Origin of the sequence: Flavobacterium sp. (assembly GCF_047602195.1) — a bacterium.
Lineage (GTDB): Bacteria > Bacteroidota > Bacteroidia > Flavobacteriales > Flavobacteriaceae > Flavobacterium.
In genome coordinates this window covers 1,801,996-1,826,569 of sequence record NZ_JASGHW010000004.1, presented here as the reverse complement: position 1 = coordinate 1,826,569, position 24,574 = coordinate 1,801,996, and the positions used below count along the sequence as shown (strand labels likewise).

General features: G+C 50.3%; 17 protein-coding genes and 1 tRNA gene. 12 read left to right on the top strand and 6 right to left on the bottom strand.

The annotated features are described in order from the left end of the window. Positions 1–5: 5 nt before the first annotated feature. The 11 genes from QM717_RS14270 to QM717_RS14220 all read left to right on the top strand — a co-directional run bounded on the left by QM717_RS14270 (position 6) and on the right by QM717_RS14220 (position 17,822). Positions 6–305 carry a PAAR domain-containing protein gene (locus tag QM717_RS14270; RefSeq protein WP_415038376.1) on the top strand — a complete coding sequence of 100 codons (300 nt, stop codon included), beginning with the start codon at positions 6–8 and terminating at the stop codon, positions 303–305. After that, positions 298–726 carry a GPW/gp25 family protein gene (locus QM717_RS14265; protein ID WP_415038375.1) on the top strand — a complete coding sequence of 143 codons (429 nt, stop codon included), beginning with the start codon at positions 298–300 and terminating at the stop codon, positions 724–726. Before QM717_RS14270 ends, QM717_RS14265 begins: the two co-directional genes overlap by 8 nt. Beyond that, on the top strand, positions 723–4,460 hold the full coding sequence (locus tag QM717_RS14260; protein ID WP_415038374.1) for a hypothetical protein: 3,738 nt from the start codon (positions 723–725) through the stop codon (positions 4,458–4,460). Before QM717_RS14265 ends, QM717_RS14260 begins: the two co-directional genes overlap by 4 nt. Continuing rightward, entirely contained in the window at positions 4,457–7,153 is a 2,697-nt protein-coding gene (locus tag QM717_RS14255; RefSeq protein ID WP_415038373.1) for a hypothetical protein, read from the top strand. The genes QM717_RS14260 and QM717_RS14255 overlap by 4 nt, the downstream gene beginning before the upstream one ends. Continuing rightward, on the top strand, positions 7,146–11,171 hold the full coding sequence (locus QM717_RS14250) for a contractile injection system tape measure protein (protein WP_415038372.1): 4,026 nt from the start codon (positions 7,146–7,148) through the stop codon (positions 11,169–11,171). Before QM717_RS14255 ends, QM717_RS14250 begins: the two co-directional genes overlap by 8 nt. 98 nt (positions 11,172–11,269) lie before the next feature. Next, positions 11,270–13,237 carry a hypothetical protein gene (locus tag QM717_RS14245; RefSeq protein WP_415038370.1) on the top strand — a complete coding sequence of 656 codons (1,968 nt, stop codon included), beginning with the start codon at positions 11,270–11,272 and terminating at the stop codon, positions 13,235–13,237. 18 nt (positions 13,238–13,255) lie between these two features. Next, a complete protein-coding gene (locus QM717_RS14240) occupies positions 13,256–14,056 on the top strand; it encodes a hypothetical protein (protein ID WP_415038369.1) in 801 nt (266 codons plus the stop codon). Positions 14,057–14,109: 53 nt separating this feature from the next. Beyond that, positions 14,110–15,033, top strand: coding sequence for a hypothetical protein (locus QM717_RS14235; protein WP_415038368.1), 924 nt, complete (start codon positions 14,110–14,112; stop codon positions 15,031–15,033). After that, a complete protein-coding gene (locus tag QM717_RS14230) occupies positions 15,023–16,378 on the top strand; it encodes an ATP-binding protein (protein ID WP_415038366.1) in 1,356 nt (451 codons plus the stop codon). Before QM717_RS14235 ends, QM717_RS14230 begins: the two co-directional genes overlap by 11 nt. A 33-nt stretch (positions 16,379–16,411) precedes the next feature. Then, positions 16,412–17,311, top strand: a complete 900-nt coding sequence (locus QM717_RS14225) for a glycoside hydrolase family 25 protein (protein WP_415038365.1) — start codon at positions 16,412–16,414, stop codon at positions 17,309–17,311. Between the two features lies 1 nt (position 17,312). Further along, on the top strand, positions 17,313–17,822 hold the full coding sequence (locus QM717_RS14220; RefSeq protein ID WP_415038363.1) for a DUF4157 domain-containing protein: 510 nt from the start codon (positions 17,313–17,315) through the stop codon (positions 17,820–17,822). Between the two features lie 237 nt (positions 17,823–18,059). Here QM717_RS14220 and QM717_RS14215 read toward each other — a convergent pair. From QM717_RS14215 to QM717_RS14190, 6 genes are all read right to left on the bottom strand, one after another. Then, a tRNA-Ser gene (locus tag QM717_RS14215) sits at positions 18,060–18,144 on the bottom strand. Between the two features lie 128 nt (positions 18,145–18,272). Next, positions 18,273–18,668 (bottom strand): sugar 3,4-ketoisomerase, encoded by a 396-nt coding sequence (locus QM717_RS14210; RefSeq protein ID WP_415038361.1) that lies wholly within the window; start codon positions 18,666–18,668, stop codon positions 18,273–18,275. Positions 18,669–18,723: 55 nt separating this feature from the next. Further along, positions 18,724–20,010, bottom strand: a complete 1,287-nt coding sequence (locus QM717_RS14205) for an O-antigen translocase (RefSeq protein ID WP_415038359.1) — start codon at positions 20,008–20,010, stop codon at positions 18,724–18,726. Between the two features lie 2 nt (positions 20,011–20,012). Next, a complete protein-coding gene (locus QM717_RS14200; protein WP_415038357.1) occupies positions 20,013–20,576 on the bottom strand; it encodes an acyltransferase in 564 nt (187 codons plus the stop codon). Further along, a complete protein-coding gene (locus tag QM717_RS14195; RefSeq protein WP_415038356.1) occupies positions 20,573–21,676 on the bottom strand; it encodes a DegT/DnrJ/EryC1/StrS family aminotransferase in 1,104 nt (367 codons plus the stop codon). The genes QM717_RS14200 and QM717_RS14195 overlap by 4 nt, the downstream gene beginning before the upstream one ends. Next, entirely contained in the window at positions 21,673–22,650 is a 978-nt protein-coding gene (locus QM717_RS14190; protein ID WP_415038354.1) for a GNAT family N-acetyltransferase, read from the bottom strand. The genes QM717_RS14195 and QM717_RS14190 overlap by 4 nt, the downstream gene beginning before the upstream one ends. A 150-nt stretch (positions 22,651–22,800) precedes the next feature. Here QM717_RS14190 and QM717_RS14185 point away from each other — a divergent pair, with 150 nt between their 5' ends. Further along, a complete protein-coding gene (locus tag QM717_RS14185) occupies positions 22,801–24,573 on the top strand; it encodes a gliding motility-associated C-terminal domain-containing protein (protein WP_415038352.1) in 1,773 nt (590 codons plus the stop codon). The last annotated feature ends 1 nt before the right edge of the window (position 24,574 follow it).

Genomic DNA, 24,574 nt, shown 5'->3' with positions numbered 1-24,574 from the left:
CACTTATGCCTGCAGCAGCCCGATTGACCGATTTTCACCAATGCCCCATGCAAACCCCTGCTCTGGTGCCAATCCCGCATGTGGGTGGCCCGATTGTCGGGCCGGGATGCCCAAACGTACTCATCGCCATGCTGCCCGCCGCACGCGTGGGCGACATGCTGGTTTGCGTGGGACCGCCCGATTCGATTGTACAGGGCTCGACAACGGTATTGATCGGTGGCATGCCCGCAGCGCGGATGGGCGACCCGACTGCACACGGCGGATCGATCATGCTCGGTGCCTTTAATGTGATCATCGGTGGATAAGTCAGTACAGGAACGGCATTTTCTGGGCTCGGGTTGGGCCTTCCCGGTCACCTTTTCGGAGGGCGACCATTTGTTGCACCTGACCCAACAGGAACAGAATGTAAACCAGTCGATCCGGCTCATCCTACTGACGAATTTGGGGGAACGTTGCATGCAACCGCGCTTTGGTTCGGGGTTGCAGCAGTATTTTTTCAGGAAAATGGATGAGACGCTCAAGGGCGAAATCATCGATACGGTCAAATTTTCGCTGTTGCACAACGAACCGCGAATCACCGTCATCCAGACCGAGGTCGAATTTACCGACCTCCAAAACGGACGCATCGACATTAAAATCGTTTACACACACAACCGCACCAATACGCGCCACAATTATGTTTTCCCTTTCCACATCAAGGAAGGAACTAACCTGGGTACCCTATGAACACAATCGACCCACATAACGCCATCATTGCCATGGAACACGCACTGGTTCCCGATCCGCTTTTGGTGGACGGACGGACCGAACAGGATTGGCTGGGATTTGTGGCCGATTTTGCTTCCCTGATCCATTTCTATGACGCCCACAATACAATCAAAGGCAATTGGGCGCCTTTTCTGCTTAAGGATCCGGTCATATTGCTGGCCTGGATTTCCAAAACCAATGGGGCCAAAATGCACGCCCTGTATTTACAGACCTGCATGAAGTTGGAACAGGCACTGGCCTCGAATGGTTTGACAAAGCATGTCGCAAACGGTTTCAACCAACTGTTCGATCAAGTACTGCGGCTATTTGCATCCCTCGAGAGGTGGATCCACTACATGCAAAAATCCAATTTCGCTTACCCGCTCAAAGATTTCATCATTTACCAGATCACGCAGGTTTATGGCGCGGTATTGTGGGCGCTGGTCGGGCTGCGCAAATATTTGGCCCAAGGCCAGGTCATTGACGGATTGGTTTTCCGTCCCGAGAATTATGAAGCTTACGACAGCGCGATTTGGCTGGACAGCAAAGACAAAGCCCCGTTTTGGGAAGTATTGCACTTGGAACATCCATCGGTTGCCATCGGTTTGGATGATGTTTTTAATGCGGTCAAAACCACCGCGGATTCGGTTTTTGTCTTTTTCAACACGGTTGTGCTGGAAGCGAAAACAGCCTTCGAAAACTTGCAGACACAAAACAGCCAATTCCCAGATACGGTATTGATGCGTACTTTTCTGCATTTGCTGATGACACACCGCGAGACACTCAATGGCATTTCGCAAAAACACCTCGACTTCTATTACACCGGCATCCTGCGGCAACAGGAAAAAACGGCCTGCCCTGACCAAGTGTTCATCACGACCAATCTGGCCAATAAAAACCTTCCTTTTCTCTTGCCCAAAGGGACTTTGTTCGACGCGGGAATCGACCTGCAGAAAAACCCCATCGTGTTCCGTTCGGTCGAAAACACCAACCTCAACCCGGCCGTACTGGCCGCCGCCCATACGTTGGGCATAGTCGATTCGGGCAACAGCAACGCTGTTTACCATCAGTTGATGGACATGCCTTCGGAAATCCATAAAGATGAAAATGGTGCCGTTTTGGGCTGGCCGGGTTTTGGCAATGCCGATGCCGGAATTACACCGAGCACAATGGGTTTTTCCATCGCTTCGCCGTTGTTGCTGTTGCGCGAAGGCCAAAGATCGATCGTATTGACGTTTCGTTTCGACCAAGGAAATCCCTTTGTACAGATTGGTGACGCAGACTATTTCCTGAGTACGCAATCGGGCTGGTTGCCTGTACCGGTAAAGATCAGCCCGCTGGTGGAAAATGGCACCGTGCAATCCAATGCCGCAGTATTGGCAATCGATTTGTCGGATGCACAACCACCGATTGAAAAATTCAGCCAAAGTCCGGACGGATACGCCTCTGATTGGCCCATGTTCAAAATAGCATTCAACCAGTTTGCGATGGAACAACAAACTTCGGTTTTGCAATCTGTCGCAATCGAAGTGACCGCTTCTGGGTTGGACAACCTGCGGCTGCTTAATGATTTTGGCCCTTTGGATGCCAAAAAACCGTTCCCGTTGTTCGGGCCTACGCCGCTTACCGACAGCAGTTTCCTGATCGGCAGCGATGAGATTTTCAGCAAACCGCTCCAATCCTTACACCTGGCCATCGAATGGGAGGCATTGCCGGTAGATTTCCAAGCCTATTACCAAGAATACAACAACTACATCGCCTACCTGATCCGCAAGGGGGAAAAACCATTGCCGGACCCATCGGGCCTGCCGCCCAAAAAAGTGGGGATTTTGAAGAAAGGCTGGCGGGCAATCTTCAACTTTTTTAAAGAATTGACACTCGAAGTACTGGATTTTATCGGTATCAAAGGGAAACTTCCGAAAGTACCTTTTAACAACAATTGTTTCACCGTTGGATTTGAAATGTTCGAACAAGGCAAATGGAATCCCGTCGAATTCAGCAAAATGAAATCAGTGGCCTTTGCGGACCATTCGATCCAAACCCTGCCCTATACCGTACCCGAACACAGCGATCCCAAACCAACTGCGCCCGACAAGTTGCTTTTTGGTACCGATGCCAATGGCCAACTCACCGGCGAATCGTATTTTTCTTATGAACTGACGGATGCTGCGTTGAACCCGCCAAAAATTATGGCAGACGCAACATTGCAACAGCAACCGTTTGCTTACGGCAGCAATAGGAACGGTTTTGTAAAAATGACGTTGGATGGCCCGCCGACGCTTGGTTTTGGAACCGGGTTGTATCCCGAAACGGTAACCTATACCGTCACGCAAAATGCCCTGACCATTTCGAAAGACCCCGACACCAATCTTTCGGGTCTGCTCAAGACCCCGAAACTGCCCTTTGTCCCGAAGGTGAAGCAGTTATCGGCCCATTACCATGCGTCGAAAATCCATGATTTGTCACAGCCTTCCGATTATCCATTGGAATGTTTTGCGCAGTTGCCTTTTGGAAATCATTTGATTTACAGGAATGCAAAGACATCCGAATGGCGCCTCAATCCGGGCGATACCGCGGGGCCCACTGTTTCCCTGTTCCCTGACTTCAATGGCTATCATGGTTTCCTTTATCTTGAATTGACCAAACTCCTGCCGTCATCTACGCTCAATTTTTATGTGGAACTGGCCCGCAAATACAGCCACTGCGCCACTACCGACCAAAGCCTTGACTACTTTTACTTGGGCGACGGCGGCTGGGAACCGTTGCAAGTACTTTCGGATGGAACCAACCAGTGGAGCTGTTCGGGTATCGTGACGGTATCGGTTCCGGCCAACATCAGCAACCAAACGGCAATCATGCCCGGGAAAAACCATTGGATCTGTATCGCCACCAAAGCCGACAGCGGGGCGTTTGCCGACATTACTTTTTTGAAAACCAATGGCATTGCGCTCATCCGCCACAGCGAGTATCTTACGGGAGGCATTACGGCCAACGCGATTGCCAAAACCCATGCGCCGGTACCTCAACTCGCCGGCATCCAACAGCCATTTGCTTCATTTGGCGGCCGATTGACCGAAGAACCGCAGCACAAAAACAAGCGCGTGGCACAGAGGATCAAGACCAAGGACCGGGCTTTGACCCCTGACGATTACCCGGCGTTGATCCGGCAGGAATTCGACAACATTTTTTATTGTTCGGTTGTGTATGTTCCGGCTTCCAATACCAGCCAAGTCTATGTCGTAAAAAACTACGGTTCGTCTACCCAGGCCAATGCTTTTACGCCATTGGTCAGCGAATGCCAGGAAAAGAAAATCCGGCAATACCTGCAGGATCGGGCATCGGCATTCACCAACATCAGCGTATCCAATTTCGACTTTTCTTATGTAACGGTCAATGCGACGGTGGTGCTCGAGGACGGTTATGAGATTCACGGCGTACAACGGGCGGTACAGCAAGCGCTCAATTTGTTTCTCTCGCCCTGGATTGCCAGTGATTTCACGCAGGTTTCCATTGGCCAGCCCATCACAGAGACCGAAACCGCGGCCTTCCTCCAGACGATTGCCGGCGTCAAAGCGGTCTCCAAGCTTTTTTTTACCGTGGGCGACCGCATCGGTTACACAGACACGGATCATCCGCTCCAAACGGTTATCCCCAATCATGCGGGAACCTTATTGGTTTCGGGCATCAATCACCTCATTAATCAGGTACCATGACTACTGCTTATCACATAGATGCCACACCGCTTCCGTTGAGCCAGGACTTTGCTGCACTCAAAAAGGAAGGGATTGCCTACATCCAAAACGTCAACGGCAGCGACTGGACCAATCTCAATGCCAGCGATCCGGGGGTCACGATTTTGGAGCAGTTGTGTTTTGCCCTGACCGAATTGGGATACTGCGCCAATTTCCCGATCCAGGATTTGCTCACGCACCAAAACGGCGAACTGATGGTCAAGGACCTGTTCTACCTGCCCGATGAAATTTTCACCACCGCACCGGTCACGATTGATGACTACCGCAAATACATCATCGATGCTTTTCCGTTGGTCGAAAATGTCGTTGTACTGGCTTTGCAAAGCAGGCAGCGGTATATCAAAGGAAAATATGCGGTCTATTTGTCCATTGATCCGAAAGTTACTGATACTGCTGTCGTTTCGGCCCTCTGCCGCTCGGTGTTTTACCATCTGCACCAATGCAGGAATCTGGGCGAATTGTTTCTGGTTCCGCAGCCGCTCCAACGCCTGACCTGTGCCTTAAACGGGCAACTCGAAGTGGCCAACGCGCGCGACATCCCTAAAATCATGAGCCAGTTGCAACATGACCTCAGGCAATTTGTTTTTCCCAAGGCACTGCAACAGGACGAACAACAATTGACCCGAAAAAATCAAGGTACCGACGAGATCTTCAACGGCCCCGACTTAAAAAACGGATGGTTCGACAAACAGGGACTCGGCGCAAAAATCGATGTGGTGCACCTGCGCGATTTGACCAATATCATCCTTGGTGTCGCAGGAATTACGGCCGTTCGCGATTTAAAAATTGCCGGTACCACCGATAATACCGTGCAATGCAATCCCCAAGAACTACTGGTATTCGACTTGAGCCAACTGCTGGTTTCGGGCAAACAGACACCGACGGCCCAAACGTTGGAATCGGCCACATCCAATCTGTTCCACGATTACCAGCAAATGGGCACCCATGCTTCTTTCGGTGCTTCCGAAAAAAAAAGGCAGGATTTGCCCCAGGGCCAATTCCGTGACATCAATGCCTATTATTCAATCCAAAATACCTTCCCTTCGATTTATGCCGTGGGCGCCAATGCGATCGACGCGAATGCCTCCGATTTTCAAATTGCCCAATCGCGCCAACTCAAAGGCTATTTGACCTTGTTTGACCAGGTTCTGGCCAACCAGTTTTCGCAATTGGCCAACATCCCGAGGTTGTTCTCGTTTAAGAATTCGCTGTGCGGCACACCGTCTGACCTCCAAAAACTCTATGCCCGTAAAAGCCAAACCGAAAGGGAAAATACCGAATATCCGGTGCCGTTCCTGACCTTCTCGCCCACTTACTTTTACCAGTCGCTTTATGAGGTCCCCGACATCAAGCCCTTGCTCAAATCGGGCGAAGTGGTGTATTACGATTCGGGGCTGCAATCCAAATCTGAAGCGCTGCATCACTATTGGAAAGCCTACCAGCAAAATCCCTACAACCAGTACATCAAGGGCCTCATGGACTTGATGGAAGACGAGGCGGTCAACCTCGACAGGCGCAACAACATGCTCGATCATTTGCTCGCGCGCCATGGCGAATCACCGTTGGTGATCGACACGTTTATCCAAGGTTCCGTTTATTCGGGCGATGCGGTCAAGGACCAGGTCATTTTCAAAAGCCTTTACCTGCAAAACCTCGGCAAATTGTCTTATGCGCGACAAAAAGCATACGATTGCTTGCGGGCCGCCCCCATCCAAACGATTGAGCCCGTGACCACAGAGGCGCTTGAACTGCAATTGGCGGCAGCCGTCGCGGCACTCGATCCCGACTGGCACAAAAAGAAAAACATCCGTGCGGCCAACGATTACACCACCGATTTTATTTTCAATGCACCGCATGTGGACGAAATCGAAAAAATCAAGAAAAAAGATTTGACCAATCACGCCACGATTGAATTGAAATTGAACCTGCTGTTCGGGCTCCGCATGCTGTACGTCAATCATCTTGTGGATTTAGTAAACGAACCAATCGCACACGAACAGATGGCCATTTGCAACTGGTTCATGACCCAAAGGAAAGGCTGCATCGCCATCGAGAACGCTTTGCTGCGTCCCTGTGGGGCAAACCTGTCGGTTAAAAACCAGGACGGTTTACAGTATGTCGTAAAATCTGGACCCGACCACATGAGCCTGATGCAATTGTCATTGCTGTTTGCGCAGGCGCGATCGATCCAATTGACCACACAGACAACGGGCGGCAGCAGTGCACCTGTCGCTGTGATCCGTATTGATGAAACTGTCGAAATTGAGCTCGAACCTTCACTCAAACCGATTCCGGAAAACGACTGGACGCCATTTCCCGCAGACCCGACTATTTGGTTTGCCTTGGAGCAAAATCCGGATCCAATCGATGACGAGTCGGCTACACTTGAATTGATTTTACCTGATTTCATCCCTTATTTCAACACTGCCGCTTTCCGCGAACGCCTCGATTTGTTCCTGACGCATTCGCTGCCCGTGGAAGTATCCTTTAACTGCCGGTTGATGAGCCTGCAATTGCTGAAAAAATTCATCCCGGCCTTTGTCGATTGGCACAATGCCTTACGCGATTCCGCAGCCTCGATCGAATCGGTTGTCGCTCATTCCCAATTGCTGCTTTCCCTACTCGATTCACCCGAACAAAATAACCATGGCTGAGCAAAACCACCATATCGTTTCCCGGTTCCGGTGGCAGACCTCGTTCGACCAACGGGAACAGGCCGTTGTTTTGCAACAGCGCATCGGGAGTTGGAGCAAAACAACCTTGCCCCGCGAAATGAAGGCGGTCTTCGATGGGCTTTGCCCGATAGGACAGACTTGGCGGATTCCGACGCTTGAGCTCGATCTTGGAACCATCAACTGGAACCAATTGGAGAAAGAGCTTTCGGCCAAGTTCCGCAGTCAGTTGAAGGAAACCCTGACGAGCTTGCTGCTCAATGCGGCCCATCCAGATGCTGCGTTCGAAATCCTGACTTCCGGGGCTTCTCAGATCGATCGGCTGCGTCATTTTTTAATCCATGGAACCCTGCCTTGGCATACCCCCGAAGATGATGCATTCAATAAACTCATGGCGGTGCAGCTCCAAAAAAACAAACCGCAACTGATTGTTATGCTGCGCGGCGCGGCCAAAGCCCATGCGGCTGTGCGCAAACGGCTGGCATGGCAACTGGACGAACCCAATATCATCGGTGTGGTTGAAGGATTGGAGCCTGCCAACCATAAACCCATCGTCCTTTTTGCCGAGGCCATGACCCAAATCCAGCAACAGCGCAATGTCGTCCAATCCAATGCGCTTGATTTCAGGAAAAATCTTTGGCTGTGGATCTTCAACTATTTGCTCACCGACCGGGGAACGGTTTTCAACAAGACGGCTTTTATGAAAAGCAGCCTGGAACAGATGGCCAGCCATTACAATGTGGCCTACGCGGAAATCCTGTCCCTGATTCGATTGGCCTTGCACCAAGTTCCATTGCGCAGCGGAAACAAAACCGATTTCCTTGCGGTGCTGGTCATCTTGTCTAAGGAAAAACCGGGCGATTTGCACGCCCCCGACGCCCAAGAAGCCTGGCTGTTGCTGGAACGGCACCTGACTATTAATGTCCTCCGTAAAAAAACAGGCACGAAGCAGCAAATCGGTTATTTGATGACGCGGCTTTCGGGCCAAGATCCCAACCGGTTCAAGGCAATTGTTCTCGATTTCGGAGCAGCATCCGGTCCATGGTCGGCACTCGCCCAAACATTGGATCGGCAGGCCATGGGTACCGTCCTGAAAACAGTCAGCCGTTCGGCCGCGCAAACCATCGACTTGCTCCACCAACTCTCCGGTAAAGCCGGGCTGGCCCTCGACTATGTTTTCCTGTGGGAAATGGCGTTGCGCTTTTTGACCGATTCCAAAAACACTTCGTTCAGCCATACGGCCTTTCTGGACCATATGCTAACGGCCATCCAAAAGAAAAAAAGGCTCGACCGAAACGTCTTGCTGGCCAAATGGCTTACCGCCAAGGTCCCGATGCACATCAAGCAACCCCATCATTTGGACAACTACCGCAACCTGACTGATGCCTTTCCAATCGGATTGCCCAAAAATACCGATGCATTTCCTGTCGAACTTTTCACGCAACTGTTGCAACAATTGCCGCAACTGGCCGATTCGTCCTGCCATCACCAACAGCGGGAAAATCTGATGGAATTGCTTTGCCGGCTAATCCGGATCGATTCGAAATCTGCGTGGAAAACCTTAAGGGCTTGGGAAGACAAAAAGCAGTTGCAGCACATGGCTCCATGGTTAATCGCCCACAAGGAAATTAGTTTTTTGTTGCTCCGGTCCCACCCAGAGTTGGAAACGTTGGAAAGTTTTTTATCGCAACTGAGCCAAAAAACACCGGACGCACCAATGATCAAGGCATTGAGCCGTCTGCGGCACAAAATGCTGGAAATGATGCTGGTCCATCACATGGATTCTGCATCACAAGGAATTGCTATTTTTCTGCAGGAAATCCTACGGTGGCTGACTCCTTCCCAAAGGCAATTATTGGAAGATGCCCTCGTTGAAAGCAGCAAATCCGGTCAGGGATTCCAAGGAATTTTGGGATGGACGCCTTTGCAGATCCAACAAGAAATCCAACACCAACACAAGCGCACCCCAAGACAACAGATTGAATCGGCCATGGCCATTCCGGGCAGACAGGCAATCGTGGCCCAACTGCTGCAATGCCAGTTCTCCAATGAAATGTCCAAATGGGAATCCGGAAAAAATGCGTGGCTCGAATCGGTATTCGCGTATTTGCTGCCCGATGGGCCAACGGAAATCCAAACATTGCTCCATAAATACCGTTCGATTTTAAAAGCCCATTCCCAGACGCCGGACGGATTGACCGCCTTAATGGGGCAATGCCTGGCCGACTATGCCAGTTACAGTGGCAATCCAGACGAATTCCGGAAGGCTTTTCATTGGGCCTTTTGCCTTACCTACCCATTGAAATTGACCGATGCAAAAGACTCAAAACCAACACCAAACAACAACCATCCAATCCAAAAATGCCTATCACTGTGCTGCGCCACCTTTTCCGAAAAAGGGAAAACGCATGTTTTGCCCAAGCTGCTTGAGCAAATGCTGCATTCGCATCCGGCGGCTTTGCGGAAAATCCTGGGGCAAACTCCACACAGCCGCGAGCGGGCGCAACTGCTCGACCAATCTTGCGACTGGTGGTTGTTCAGCCTCCGAATCGGTTGGGGCGCCGATCGACAAACAAAAGAATGGCTTGAAACACTGCGCTCGCTTTTTGGTTTCATCGCCCATTTTTCTCCTGCGCTGCTGGCGCAATTCCGCACCGATTTTTGGGAGCAGACCTGGCAATTGGTCGGCAGCAAAACACGAGATGGCGCAAAGCAAAAAGCATTTGTCGACCGCAAACTGGAGCAGGTTTTTGCCCAACAGGAACTCCATGCAGAAGCCATTTCCGAAGCCATCAACACGCACCATATCTGGATTTCCCCTGGATTGAAAATGCGGTTGCGCACTTACCATCCGCTGCTGGCTGCGCTTGCATCACGCCGCTATATTCCATCGAATGAAACGTTATTGCGTTGTGAAAAAATGGGATCTCTCGAAAACCTGCTGCGCCATTTGGCCAGCCAAAAAAAACTGCCAATCTGGTATCGCGCCATCGAAAATGAATCGCCCCAAAAAGTCTGGGGTGCACTGTTGCGGCATTATCCGACAATCGGGCTGGAAGCAAATTTGACCGCGGAGCAATATCCCGGCTTGTGGAAAAAATGGCATTTCGAGCAGTGGCTTGAGGGCATTTCGCATTACAGGAATTTTTCGCCCCAATGGCAAGAAGCGATGCAACGATGGTATACGGCGCTGGGATGGATTGTACTGGATCCGATAAAACCCTCGGCCCTACAACGGTTTTTCTTTCGATTGCTGGTTCGATGGTATTCGGGCGCACAGGCAAAAGCCATTTCATTCGAGAAAATCTGGCGGGAACTGATCTGGGAAATCGACCGCAAAGTCCCATCCAAAAACCAATGGCGGGTCGCTTGCGAGGCCATCAAATACCGGCTTCCGGCTACGGTCCGTTTGGCCTACGAGGCGGTGGCGCAGGAAGCCGTAAAGCCCGTTCCGGTCATACCGATGCTTCCGCCGACGCCGAAAAACCATCCAGTCGAAGGGATCAGGGTCCGGAATGCGGGAATCGTCCTGCTCAACAATTACATCGCGCTGCTTTTTGAAAGGCTCGGAATCGTCGCAAACAACCAATTCACGCACATCGGTGCCCAACTCGACGCGGTCCATTACCTGCAGTATGTGGCCACCGGATTGTGCCGGACCGAGGAAGCCTTGCTGCCGCTCAACAAAATATTGTGTGGCCTTTCCTTGATCATGCCGGTGAAGGATGAAATTGCATTGACACAGGGCCAGAAACAATTGATCAACGGATTGATTGAAGCCGTCATTTCGCATTGGCCATCCGCGGGCGATGCCTCTATCGACGGTTTTAGGGGAAATTGGCTCGTGCGCGACGGGCTGCTTTCTGAAAAAGCCGACCGCTGGGAGCTGACCGTGGAAAAAAGACCTTACGATCTTTTGATCCATCAGGCGCCATTTTCTTTTTCAATCATCAGGTATCCCTGGATGAACAAGCCTTTGCACGTAGTATGGCCTTATTAAAAAATACGATGAAACGACCAACCATTCCAAAAATAGACAGCAGTTGAACCCCAAACACAGGGGTAAAAATTAATTATAAATCATTAAAATATACATCTATGAATTCGTACAATGAAAACCTGAATTCCAGCGTGACCGCAACCCTGCAGAGCCAGGAATTGAAACAGAGCAACATGCAGGCGCAACTCAATGCGGCCATGTTCACCCTTTACTATGCCGAGGGGGCCAAAATCACGGCCATCGAAAAACTCGAGCAGGCCAACGACCGTTATGCGTTCCAGCAAATGGTCAAGGAAAAGGCGACCGACAACAACAACATTGCCGTCAACATCCTTGCCTCTGCGAACCAGCAAAAACAATACGTCGGCCAATCGACGGCCAATACCGCCGCCGCCGCAAAAAGCATTCTTGTGGCCGCCAACGCCATCGTCAAACTGGCCAGCGATATGGGCAGCATCCTGAGCGTTTTGAATGCAGCCGATTTTGGCAGCGAAATCTACACCCAGGCTTCCGAGGTCCGAAACCTGATCGACGACACCGCCTACAATGCCGAAATCACCTCACAGTATGCGATGAAGGCCGCCTATTTTACGGCCGAAGTTTGTGCGCCAACCGTGGCCGACATGGCCAAGGCGACCACCGCATCGGTGACCAATCTGCTGTCGGTGGTGGGCAACCAATTCGACAACACTACGGCGCTCGTGACTGCATACAACAATGCCGTTGCCCAAGCCTCGGTGGACGAGAAAAAAGCCGAAGGCACGCTCGAAGACATCAATGTGGAATACTATGCGGCCAGGGCCACTTACCTGCTCAGCGTCAAGGAGATGAACCTCGACCTGCAGGTTAAGCCTAGTCGAAACAATCCCAAACACAGTTTTTCGATCAGTTTCACAAAGTACCTCAATCCTTTTTACGACAGTTTAGGCAACAATCCAGACGGCAGCCAATACCGCAACGATCCGGTGGCGGATTATTTCATCATCGTTGTCAAGGAGTCCAAAAAAACGACCTTTTCGCTCACCGCAGCGGAAACCTTGCTCGATGATCCGCAGAAATGCTACAAGGTAGCCATGGGCAACGATGGTAAGAACCAAAGCATCATCCGTCATTTCACGATTTCTGACTTGAATGATTCGGATGGCGAAGCGATCCAACTGGGAAAACCCTATGTGGTTTTTGTCATGGCACAATTCGGTAACGGCTACAAAAAATCGCTCAACAATTATGACGATTTCATGACCGCGGCCTCGGCCCCATTTACGTTGACGACCCAATTGACAAGCCCGGACCCGAAAGAAATCGATGCCAAAACCTTTGCAAAAGACGGCACGCGGCTGCTCAAATTCAACCTGGTCGCCGACAAGACGCTCGACGTGGAATACCGCTGCATTTTCCTGCCCGACAACAGCGATCTGGTCAAGGGTCTGATCACCGAGCAAGGGCTGCGCGACATTGAAAACGAAGTACACCAACTCGAATTGATTGCCGCGAAGTACGACCCGGATTTGGTGACCTATGAAAGAAAAGTAAATTCGGCCAATGCGACCTTGAAAACGTTGCATCTCCAACTTGAAACATTGCGCCAAAAACAGGAAACGGCCAATGAAGGCAAGCCTGCCGCAGAAAACAGTCCGGCGAAAGCAAAAGAGGATGATTTGCTCAAACAAATCAAGGACGAAAAATCGAACCACGCCACCGCGCTGGAACAGCTTCAAAAAACGCAAGAGGAAAAGAAAAGTGCGCTGACCACGCTCCAGCCGTCCATTAAGGCTAAACCGGGATTTTTCTTCAATTTATTGTTGGCCGAACAAATCGTTGCAGGCAATTACACCCCAGCCAATGACGCCGTACGCGAAAACGGTCATGATCCGAAAAAAGCCTACAAGGTGATGGCCATCTCAGACAATACGACCGACAATTTCGGCAACCGTCTGATGAAGGGCAAGAAGTACATCCCCGTCGTACTTTCCTATGCCGTGACCAGCGAAAGCAACAAAGACCAGTTTACCAATTCCTTGTCCGATTACAGGGCGACCAAGACCTTCTCGCATAATAACCAATAACCTTTAATATCACATCTTATGACAACAATAGAAATGAAATACGGCGTCACCGAATACAAAAAAAGAGAACTCGATTCCATTACCCGAAAGGTACTCAATGCCGAGAACAAAGTGACCCAGCTCGAGGCCATCGTGACGGCCCTGACGCAAAAATCCAACATGTTCCAGGGCTTCCTCGACAGCGCCGATGCCAATCGTGCCCAGGCTTTGTCCAACATGAATCTCGTGGATGCCGTGGTCAAGAATGCACAGGACCTCAAGGACAATTCCTCGATTGCACTCGACGAAATGACCGCAGCCATAGGCAAAACCGGCGACGTGGCACAGAATGCCAAAGCGGTCATCGGCAAATTGATTTACACCGCCGACTCGATCAACAAACTGGCCGGGCTGATTGTCCGCAAGAAAGCACAGAATTACCTGATTTCGGATGAACTCGTCAGCATGATCACCACAGCCGGCGCCGATGCCAACAATGCCGTGGCGCTCCAGCTTACCGCACTCAAGGCGGCTTTTGCGGCGCAATCGAGCAACCAAGATGCCGAAGCTGCCTGTGCACTCGAGTATTCGCAGGCCATCCGATTGTATGATGTGCTGACCACAAACGCCGGTACGGATGTTCCTGGGTCGAGCCTGCAACAACTGCTGCACCAGGCCAACGACCAAGCCCAAAAGGATTATGCCCAGGCGCTGTCGGCTTTTACCGAAACGCTGAACCAACTCGAGTTCAAAACCACCGAACTCAACAAGGCACAGACGAATCTTAAATCGCTCCAACTCGGTCTGGCTGCCGCCAATGCCGCCGCCTTGGCTTCTTAATCTGTTATTCACAGGGGCCTGGAATTTTTTCGGGCTCCTTTAAAACTGCATCAATGAACACGGCTTACCGCAAATTTTACAGAAGTTTCTTTGCGCGGACCCATGGTTTTATCCCAGCCAAACCGCTCAACCACCACACCTATCCCGGCGATTTCTTTCAGATCAGGGGCGGCGAAATGTTCTTTATCGGCAATATTTTTACTTCGGGCATAGTGGACCCCGAAAAAGCCATCTTTGAGCACGGCATCCGGCAAAACCCCGAGGGATGGCATTTCGGCGATGGGGTTTCCAAACCCTATTGCGGCAGGGGAACCGGCCACAGCGCGCTGGAAGGCGAATTTGAATTCAGCAAACAAATCTTGGCCTTTGAGTCGCAGGGTAGTTTTCTGTTCAGGGCCCACGAACCCGAATCGGTTAAAATTGCCAACTGGAGTGCCTTGCAAAATGAACTGATCCTCAAGCTCACGCAAACCCATCACTCGTTCCGCGATCTGTACCTGGTTACCGAAACGGCCAGTACTTCCGACTGGACTTTGGCCGTCTCTGGCGGGGTCAACGGCGAACTTGAAATCGCTACCGATGCCCAAAACTATGGCCTGACGGATATTTTCGGCGATGCTGCCACCAAGACCATCCAATCGAAGGACATCGAATATTATTTCAGGGAATCCAAACGAAGACCTTGCTTTTTCAGGGCTAAGAAACTCATCGTCCAACAGGAAAAAATAGAGGTAATTGTCGAGGAGTTGATTAGCCAGCGTTCGTTGCAAAATGAATGGGCCGCCGATTTTTACGATTTTAAGTTCCACCACAATCTTCCCGTTTATGCCGCGCCGTTCTCGCATGCGGCACAGGCATCGGTGCTCGATTTGTTGCCAGGCAACCAGCTCAACCCCAACACGGCACTGGCCTATTTCAAATGGACCGACGCCAACGCGGAAGACATCGAAAAACTATTCCCGAATTATGGCGTCTAGATCCAACATTTCTGTGCTGTTCGATGAGATCGACTGGCTGCAAAAAGTAATCGACCAGGTCATCCGCAGCTATTTGTTGCAGGAAGGCCACGAACGCCATTGGCTGGACATTCCGCCTCCCGATTTGGATTCGGAAACGGCACCTTACGCCTTGATCGTTAAAAAATGGGGCCTCGATCTTTTCAACCGGTTGGCCATTGCGCTTTGTCTTGCCCCGCATTTGAGGCCCGAAGCACTCGATATTTTCTTTGGAAAGAACCAAATCTACGATCGCGGTTTTACCGAGTTTGGTGGGGCAGTCGATAAAAACCACAGCGGTTTTATTCCCACAGGACAAACCCTTTGCTTCCTGCTCAGCGCCACCGATGACGAGATGCGGCCCACGGTCGAAAATATCTTGAGCCGCCAAAACCTGCTGTTCCGCGAAGCGGTGTTGCATTTGGCCGCGACCGATGAAAATATGCCCCGGTTCAACGGTATCCTGGGTTTGAGCCAATGGTGGCTGCACTATTTCCTGACCGGTGAAAAATTGCCCATCGAACACCGCAGCGATTTCCCGGCACAGCGCATTACCAGTCCCCAGGATTGGGACGATATCGTGCTCGACGATCTGGTCATGGATCAGGTGGCCGAAATCCATACCTGGCTCGAACACGGCGACACGCTCATGGACGATTGGGGGTTGCGGCACAAGATCAAGCCCGGTTACCGTGCGTTGTTTCATGGACCTCCGGGAACGGGAAAGACACTGACGGCTACGTTGTTGGGCAAGACTTCGGGACGGGAAGTCTACCGGATTGATCTGTCGATGGTCGTCTCGAAATACATCGGCGAAACCGAAAAAAACCTGTCTGCGGTATTTCGCATGGCGCGCGACAAAAACTGGATCTTGTTTTTCGATGAAGCCGATGCACTTTTTGGGAAAAGGACAGCCGCCAATTCATCGAATGATCGTCATGCCAACCAACAAACGGCGCACCTGCTGCAACAGATCGAGGATTTTCCGGGCGTGGTCATCCTGGCGTCCAATCTCAGGGCGAATATGGACGAGGCTTTTACGCGGCGGTTCCAGTCGATCATCCATTTCAACATGCCTTCGGCGGAAGAACGGTACCAATTGTGGCAAAATGCTTTTTCGGGCACCTGCACGTTGTCCGAAGACATCGATTTGTACCAGATTGCCGAGGACTATGAACTTTCGGGAGGCGCCATCATCAATATCTTGCGGTATTGCGCATTGTCCGCCATTCGCCGGGAAGATACGGTGGTCAGCCGGCAAGAACTGTTTACAGGCATCAAACGGGAATTCAAAAAGGAAAACAAAACCGTCATGATTAAGCCTTGATGATTCCGGCCAACATTTAAATCCCAACAAAGAATGATGCTCAAGAAAATTATGCTCGTACTCGCCTTTTGGTTTTTGGCCGATTGGGCTTATCATGCCAAGATCAAGCCTTTCATGGCTTCGGAGTTTGGCATCGGCACAAGTGCGACTTCTGGTGCATCGGCTTCGGGAACTCCAGCCAACCCATCTGCAAACGCCACGGCCAAAGATTCGACGGCTACGGCAAATAAGGATTTGGCCAACCTTGACAGCAAGCACAAGGATTCGGTGGTGTATGGCGTGGACATTTCGCATTACCAGGGCAACATCCTCAACAAAGTCAAGAATCCTAAAACCCTCGTCAAGTTTGTCGTTTGCAAAGCCACCGAAGGCATCAGCATCATCGATTCGCGGTTCAAGGGCAACGCGCAGATCCTCAAGCAAAAGCAAGTGGTTCGCGGCGCCTATCATTTTTACCATTGCGAACTCGATCCGTTGGCGCAGGCGCAACATTTCAGCCAGGTGATCCTCGCCGAGCAATTCCTCGACAACAATCAGTTGCCGCCGGTACTCGACATCGAAAACGGCAGTATGGATGATTGCAGCGCTTCGGATTTGGCGACGGTGCAAAAAAACATCCTCATTTTTCTGAGTGCCGTCCAAAAAATGACGGGGCGCACCCCGATGATCTACGCCGACCGCAGCACGGGGAACAAATACCTGAACTCGCCTGCCTTCGCCGTCTATCCGTTGTGGATTGCCGCTTATGTCGAAAAACTGACTCCGCACAACATTCCCAATGCCTGGGACCAAAAATGGATGATGTGGCAACGATCCGAAAGTTATTCGTTTGAAGGCGAGCATTTCGATTGTGACGTTTTCAATGGCAGTCACAGCGAACTTGAGGTGTTTATTCAGAGTACAATCATAAAAGACAGCACTGCTGCACACTGACATGAGAACCCATTACGAACGCCAAAAAAATTTCCCGACAATCAAGCCCGCCTCCGCGAGCAGCGTTGGCAACAAGGGCTTTTCGCTTGTGGACAACCGTGGAACCATTCTCCAGCGGAAACCCAACAATACCGGTTTGCCAGATGCCTTGAAATCGGGGATTGAAAATCTGTCCGGTCATGCCATGGACGATGTAAAAGTGCATTACAATTCGGCACAACCCGCCCGGCTCAATGCGCACGCCTATGCGCAGGGCACCCAAATTCATCTCGCGCCTGGACAGGAAAAACACCTGCCGCATGAAGCCTGGCATGTGGTACAGCAAAAACAGGGACGTGTGAGACCGACCTTGCAACTGAAGGGCAAAATCAACATCAATGACGATTCGGGCCTGGAAAGAGAAGCCGATTTGATGGGTGCGAAAGCGTCACGGGTAACGGTTGCATCGACCCATGTTTTTCAAAAAAGCAATCCGGGTGGTTTGTTGTTGCAGCCGATGCGACGGGAGTAGATAGGGATTGAGTGTTAGCTGTGCGATTTTGGATGAAAAAAACATTTATCATCAGCTCCGTTGAAAAATGGTTTTAGGGGATTAGCTGCGTTGATCCCGTTTGGGGAAATCCTGCACGAAGAAAAACCGCGCTTCGCAAGCGCTTGGTTTTTTTGTTTCCCGCCGCTTACAAAAACCTGTGGTTTTCGACGCGGCAGGAAACAAAAAAACCGAAACTTTCGTTTCGGTTTTTCTTCGCGGAGAAAGAGGGATTCGAACCCCCGGACCTGTTACAGTCAACAGTTTTCAAGACTGCCGCAATCGACCACTCTGCCATTTCTCCAATAAGTCGGGCATTAATTTCTCAATGCGGTTGCAAATATAGAAACCTTTTTTGATTTCGGAAACATTTTTTTGTGAAAAATAGCAGATAAAATTTCATTCCATTTTAACTGTTTCATTTCGTAGCATTTACTCGCCTACCGATTTGAGATAATCCTCATATTCCCGGATGTAATCGGCTTCGTCGAACAGCCCGGAGTTCATGACCAGGCAAACCGCCCCGGCCGAAAAATTATTGAGTTCGCGCCAGGTTCCGGTGCCAATCAGCAAACCTTTATCGGGTTTGTTGAGTGTGACGCTCACTTTTTCCGATCCGTTGTCCAGAATCACATCGAAACTTCCCGCTACAGCAACCAAAAACTCCTGCTGCTCGATGTGACTGTGCCCGCCCCTTTCGGCACCGCTCGGGATGTCGTATAAATAATACACCCGCTTGACGGCAAACGGAAGCGTATCGCCTTCGATGATGGCGTAATTGCCAAACGGATCTTCGGCCTTGGGCAGTGTAATCAGGATTGGGTTCATAGTTGGTTTGTGTGGCCCAAATGTAAGCCTTTTCTAAATGCCATACAATCTTGGATCATTGGGTTTGGGATGTTGAATTGCCACGAAACAAACCGCGAAAAAGCCAAACGATCACGGCAAACGAACAAACATTCGCCAGAAAATAAGCCTGGAGCGCACCCTCCACCGCATGCACCCTGACCAACAAAAATGACAACAACAAATAACATCCATTGAACACCAATTCAACAATAAAATAGTCGCGCATCCTGGTCTTGACTAAAATCTGAAAACCAAAAGCCAACGTCATCATTTTGACCAAATCACCGAGCATCTGCCAAATCAACAATTCATTGACTGCGGCAAATTGTTGGGTAAAAGCCAGCGCCAGCACCGCATCCTTGAAAACAAAAAGAAGCAACAGCATCAACACAAACAACGGGATAAAGCTGCGGAAATAAGATTTGAGTTCGCCCTTGAATGCCGATTCGGTGTGCAAAGACGCCAGCTTGGGCATGTAATACAACGACAAGCCCGAACTGAACAAGGTCATGTAAAATCCCGAAAGCCGGTTGACCGCATCCCAGATGCCTGCCTGTTCGACCCCCCATCGGTCTACAATGTGGTTCCTGACCAAAATCAGCACCAACGGAATCAGGATGGCGCTCAGCAAGGCCATAGCCGAAAATTTTCCGATCACGCCCGTGTATTTGCGGTCGATTTTGCGGACGAGTTCAAAACGGAACAACGCACGATCCGATTGCACATAAAAAAAAGTGACCAAAAACAGCAAGGCTTCGCCCAACCCCATCGCGAGCAATCCGCCATACAACTGTTGCTTCCAGATGAGCAAACCCGTGAACGCAAAAATCAGCACATTCGAAATGATCTGGATCAGCACAATTTTCTTGTATTTCGCCCAACCGTTGTAAATGGCAATCCAAAAGGCGTTGATGGCCATCAGCGGCAACAGCATCCCGAAAAACCGCACGGGCATGGCATAATGGTCGGTGTAAAACAAAAAGGCCGAAATGGGATTGGCCAAAAGCAGCAGCAACGCCGCCATAACCGAAGATACAAGCAGGAACAACCAAAAAAAGGTCGAATAAACCGCCGAAAGCGCCTTGCTGTCCTCCTTGTTTTCGACAAACAACCGGATCGCCGAATTGTTGACGCCCAAAGTCGCAACCGATTTGACCATCGCACTGAAATTCCGGAAACTGCCCAGCAAGGCCATTCCGGCCGGGCCCAGAAAAACCGATACGATTTTGGCCGAAAAAATGCCCAGCACAAAACTGACCATCACCGATATCGAATTCAGTGAAAGCACTTTGAGCAGTACATTTTGTCTGAGGATTTTCAAAGCTATAGTTTTCTGATTACCACCGCCGGATTCCCTGCGGCAATCACGTTTTCAGGAACATCGCGTGTAACGACCGAACCGTTTCCGATAACCGAATTCCGGCCAATGGTAACGCCCTTGAGCACCGTGACATCATTACCCAAGAATACATTTTGACCGATCAAGACATCGCGGCTCACAGGAACACCCGTATTTCTTTTGTCGGCGTCGAGCTGGTGGGCATCGCTGTCGATGATCGAACAATTCACCCCTATGAGTACATCGTCACCGATGGTAATTTTCGAAAAGGCAAGTACCGAAAAATTATTGTTGACCGCCACGCGATCGCCAAAAATGACCTGACTGTCTTCATTGCGGGCCTCGACATAAGTATAATGTGAAAAATAACCGGGCGATGCAATGACACCAATTTGAACGTCCTTACCAAACACAATGCGGCCTTTTCCCTTGAGCAGCAACGGATGGTACAATTTCGGTTGGCCCGAAACGTTCCTGCAATCCGAAAGCCAGCGGAATTTAACGATCCGCAGGGTCACAAACCAAAAGTTTAAAATCCGGTTTCTCATACGTAAGCGTTTAAGGTTTGGATCACAAAATCGATTTCTTGCTGCTCCATCACTGGACTCATCGGCAAGCTGAGTATTTCGCGGTGGATTTTCTCGGTCAACGGAAAAGACCAATCGTTCCAATGCGGCAAAGCTTTTTGCTTGTGCGGCGGTACGGGATAATGGATGAGCGTCTGGATTCCGTTTTCCAAAAGATAGTGTTGCAGCGCTTCGCGATTTTCGGTGCGGATGACAAACACATGGAAAATGTGGTGCAGTCCGCCGTTGTAAACCGGCAAGACGATCTTTGGATTCGAAATACGGGACAAATATTGGTTGGCCACCATTCTGCGTTGCGCATTTTCGGCATCGAGATTTGGCAGTTTCACCTCGAGGAAAGCCGCCTGCAATTCATCGAGCCTGCTGTTGTAACCCAGATGGTCGTTGTAGTATTTCTGTGCCGATCCGTAATTGTGCAACGAATAAATGATCGCGGCCAGTTCAGGATCGTTGGTGGTCACGGCACCGGCATCGCCCAGAGCCCCGAGGTTTTTGCCCGGATAAAAACTAAATCCCGCGGCATTCCCCAGGTTTCCGGCCTTGAATCCTTCGGTATTGGTTGCGCCTTGTGCCTGTGCCGCGTCCTCGATCACAAGCAATCCGTGTTGATGGGCAATGCGATTGAGTGCGGCCATATCGGCGAGTTGGCCGTAAAGGTGTACCGCCAGGATCGCTTTGGTTTTAGGCGTCAGGTTGGCGATGACCAAATCGGGATCGAGGTTGTAGGTATCGGTGTCGGGTTCGACCAAAACCGGAACCAGATCGGCTTGGAGAATGGCCAAAATACTGGCGATATACGTATTAGCGGGAACGATGACCTCATCGCCTTTCTGGAGTTTGCCCAATTCGATGTAACCCCTAAAAATAAGTACCAGCGCATCGAGCCCGTTGCCCACTCCGATGCAGTGTTTGGCGCCGCAATAGTCGGCAAAATGGCGTTCGAAACTTTTGACCTCATCGCCCATGATGTACCAGCCCTTTTCGGAAATGCTTTGGAGCTTTTGCTGGAAAGCCGTCTGGTAGGGCGCGTTTATTTTTTGGAGGTCGAGGAATTTGATCATAACAAAACTGCGCTTAATAGTTTGAAATTGGTGGTTTCCACTTCATAAAAATCCTGCACCGCAATGCCTGCCCCGAAACTTTCCTTCCAGTGCAGCAACCCTGCATTGACATGCCTGCCTTGGTTTTCATTCGAGATTCCAAAATCGAAATAATCTTTATCCTTGAAAGTGTGCTGTAACAAATGGTCGAACAGCAAATCGAGGCTGCCCATTTTATTGATTTGCGCATCGCCCGAAATGTACTGGCAATGTGCAACGTATCGGCTTTCGAAAATGGTTACCCCGCCAACGATCCGACCCTTTTGGTAAACGTTGAATTGGCGGATATTGTTGGGGAAACGCGTCTGCAACAGTTCGATTTCTTCGAGGCTGTGCACCGGATCTACATGGTGTCGGGCATTGAGGTTCGGGATCAGGATTTCATTCCAGAATGGGCCGAAATCGGTTTCCTCGCGCACTTCAAATCCCATCGACGCAGCCTTTTTGATATTGCGCATCTTATTTTCCGAATACACAAACGGTCTTTTCAAATCGATCACCGTCAGACAATCCCTACGGGACAGTTTGGCGTTTAGGGTAAAAAGCATCCAGGCTGTTTCATCACAGAAATGGTTGCAGTAAATCCCCGGAATGGGTTTGAGGTGCAACGTTTGGATGTTTTGCGACTCGAGGTAAGCCAGCAGATGTTCGAAAATCGAAAGCACGGTCTCAAAACGCGTCTTGTCGGGATAGACCAATCCGCCATAACTGAGCCCCTGGTGCGAAATGAGTTCGCTGCCGACTTGGTTGGCCGGTAAAATGGCAACCAATTTTTGGGCGTCGAAAACCAGCAGCGAATGATCGATAAAGCGATCGGAATGGTATTCCATAAAGTCCCGATGAAAGAGAAATGTCGCATTTTTGGCCTTATCGACAAAAGCGTTCCATTGCAAAGCATCGCTGGACTGGTATTTTCTGATCGTGTAGTTTTTCACCTGTGCTGTTTAGACCCCGGAAAATTAAACAATTATTTGATATGAATGCGCGCATTTGTTAACACCGAGATTTAAAAAATAATTCAGTAACTTTAAACCTTTTAATTCCAAAACGCTGTGAAAATAAAACTACAAAACTTAGTCTTTATTATGTTTTGCCTGATTTCGTGTGTCACCTTTGCGCAAAATGTGACCTTGTACCAGCAATTCAACGGGCGCTATGATTTTGTGTTTTTTGGCAATACCCACAACATACACGAGAACGGGACTGGGTTTCCTTGCGAAACACTGACTTCTTCCTCGGCCACGCTGAACCTTGCGGCAGGCAATACGATCGAAAGCGCTTATCTGTATTGGGCCGGATCGGGCACCGGTGATTTCGACATCTTGCTCAACGGCACCAGTATTGCCCCCGATCGTACTTTCAGTTTTATTTCGTCCATCTCTGGATTGCCTTATTTCAGTGCCTTTAAAGATGTTACGACACAAGTCGCGGCCACCGGAAATGGCAACTATTTACTTTCCGAACTCGACATCACACCTTTCCTGATCGATGGCACTTCTTACTGCGCCAATGCGACCAATTTTGCCGGATGGGCCATCATCGTGATCTACAAAAACGACGCCTTGCCGCTCAACCAACTCAACATCTATGACGGTTTGCAGGGCGTACCGAGCCAACTCAACATCACGCTCGACAACCTCAATGTAATTGACAACGACGGGGCCAAGATCGGGTTCGTGGCCTGGGAAGGCGACCGTTCGATTGCAGTCAACGAAACGCTCACGATTAACGGAAACGTCGTGGGCAATCCGCCGCTGAACCCGTTCAACAATGCCTTCAACGGCACCAACAGTTTTACGGGCGCCAACAATTTGTACAACATGGATCTGGATGTATACGACATCCAGGGATTCATCGATATCGGAGATACTTCGGCCGAGATCCAGCTCACCTCCGGACAGGACGTGGTGATGATCAATGCCGTGGTGACCAAGCTCAACAGCCAGTTGCCCGACGCCACGGTCGTCATCGATGATGTGGATGTCAATTGCGGTTCGCGAAAAATCCTCGTCGACTACACGGTTTCGAATTTGAACGCGACCAAGGAATTGCCCGCCAATGTGCGCATTGCGTTTTATGCCGACGGCCAGTTCGTACATTCGGCACAAACCACACAGATTATCCCGATCGGACAAAGCGAAAGCGGACAGGCTTCGGTACTCATCCCCGAAACGATTCCCGATGATTTCGAGCTCCAATTGGTCGTGGACGACAACGGCTTGGGCGAAGGCGGCGTGACCGAATTGGACGAAACCAACAACAGTTTTGCCCAGCAAGTCAGCTTCCGTATATTGCCCGAACTCCATCCGCTCGATATGTTGTACAGTTGCAACATCGGCCTGACCAAAGGCGTGTTCAATTTTGCGCATTATGCCGATCTGGTCAGTTCGAGCGACACGGCCGTAGTGACTTTTTACCCATCGGAGGAAGACGCCGAAAACGAGACCAATGCGATCCTGGATCCGCAACATTACACCGCGCCTTACACCCCAAAGGAGATTTTCGTTCGCGTGGACGACGGTTGTTATGCGATTGGTTCCTTTTTTGTGGCAGTTCGCAATTGTCCGCCGACGGTGTACAATTTCATTTCGGCCAATGAAGATGGCAAGAACGACGATTTTTTCATCGCAGGATTGCGCGATATATTTATGAATTTCAAGCTTTCGGTCTACAACCGCTGGGGCCGCTTGATCTGGACGGGCAACAACAACATGCCCAACTGGAACGGCGACAACAACGAAGGTTTTATCCCGATGGACAGCCGCGGCCCCGACGGCACCTATTATTACATCCTCGAACTTAACGACCCCGACTACCCCGCCCCATTGCATGGTTTTTTGTATTTAACCAAGACTTAAT

Coding starts and splice junctions, on each gene's coding strand:
- QM717_RS14240 (WP_415038369.1), top strand. CDS start 13,256: ATGACAACAATAGAAATGAAATACGGCGTCACCGAATACAAAAAAAGA.
- QM717_RS14225 (WP_415038365.1), top strand. CDS start 16,412: ATGATGCTCAAGAAAATTATGCTCGTACTCGCCTTTTGGTTTTTGGCC.
- QM717_RS14255 (WP_415038373.1), top strand. CDS start 4,457: ATGACTACTGCTTATCACATAGATGCCACACCGCTTCCGTTGAGCCAG.
- QM717_RS14185 (WP_415038352.1), top strand. CDS start 22,801: ATGTTTTGCCTGATTTCGTGTGTCACCTTTGCGCAAAATGTGACCTTG.
- QM717_RS14270 (WP_415038376.1), top strand. CDS start 6: ATGCCTGCAGCAGCCCGATTGACCGATTTTCACCAATGCCCCATGCAA.
- QM717_RS14250 (WP_415038372.1), top strand. CDS start 7,146: ATGGCTGAGCAAAACCACCATATCGTTTCCCGGTTCCGGTGGCAGACC.
- QM717_RS14245 (WP_415038370.1), top strand. CDS start 11,270: ATGAATTCGTACAATGAAAACCTGAATTCCAGCGTGACCGCAACCCTG.
- QM717_RS14200 (WP_415038357.1), bottom strand. CDS start 20,576: ATGAGAAACCGGATTTTAAACTTTTGGTTTGTGACCCTGCGGATCGTT.
- QM717_RS14210 (WP_415038361.1), bottom strand. CDS start 18,668: ATGAACCCAATCCTGATTACACTGCCCAAGGCCGAAGATCCGTTTGGC.
- QM717_RS14230 (WP_415038366.1), top strand. CDS start 15,023: ATGGCGTCTAGATCCAACATTTCTGTGCTGTTCGATGAGATCGACTGG.
- QM717_RS14235 (WP_415038368.1), top strand. CDS start 14,110: ATGAACACGGCTTACCGCAAATTTTACAGAAGTTTCTTTGCGCGGACC.
- QM717_RS14220 (WP_415038363.1), top strand. CDS start 17,313: ATGAGAACCCATTACGAACGCCAAAAAAATTTCCCGACAATCAAGCCC.
- QM717_RS14195 (WP_415038356.1), bottom strand. CDS start 21,676: ATGATCAAATTCCTCGACCTCCAAAAAATAAACGCGCCCTACCAGACG.
- QM717_RS14260 (WP_415038374.1), top strand. CDS start 723: ATGAACACAATCGACCCACATAACGCCATCATTGCCATGGAACACGCA.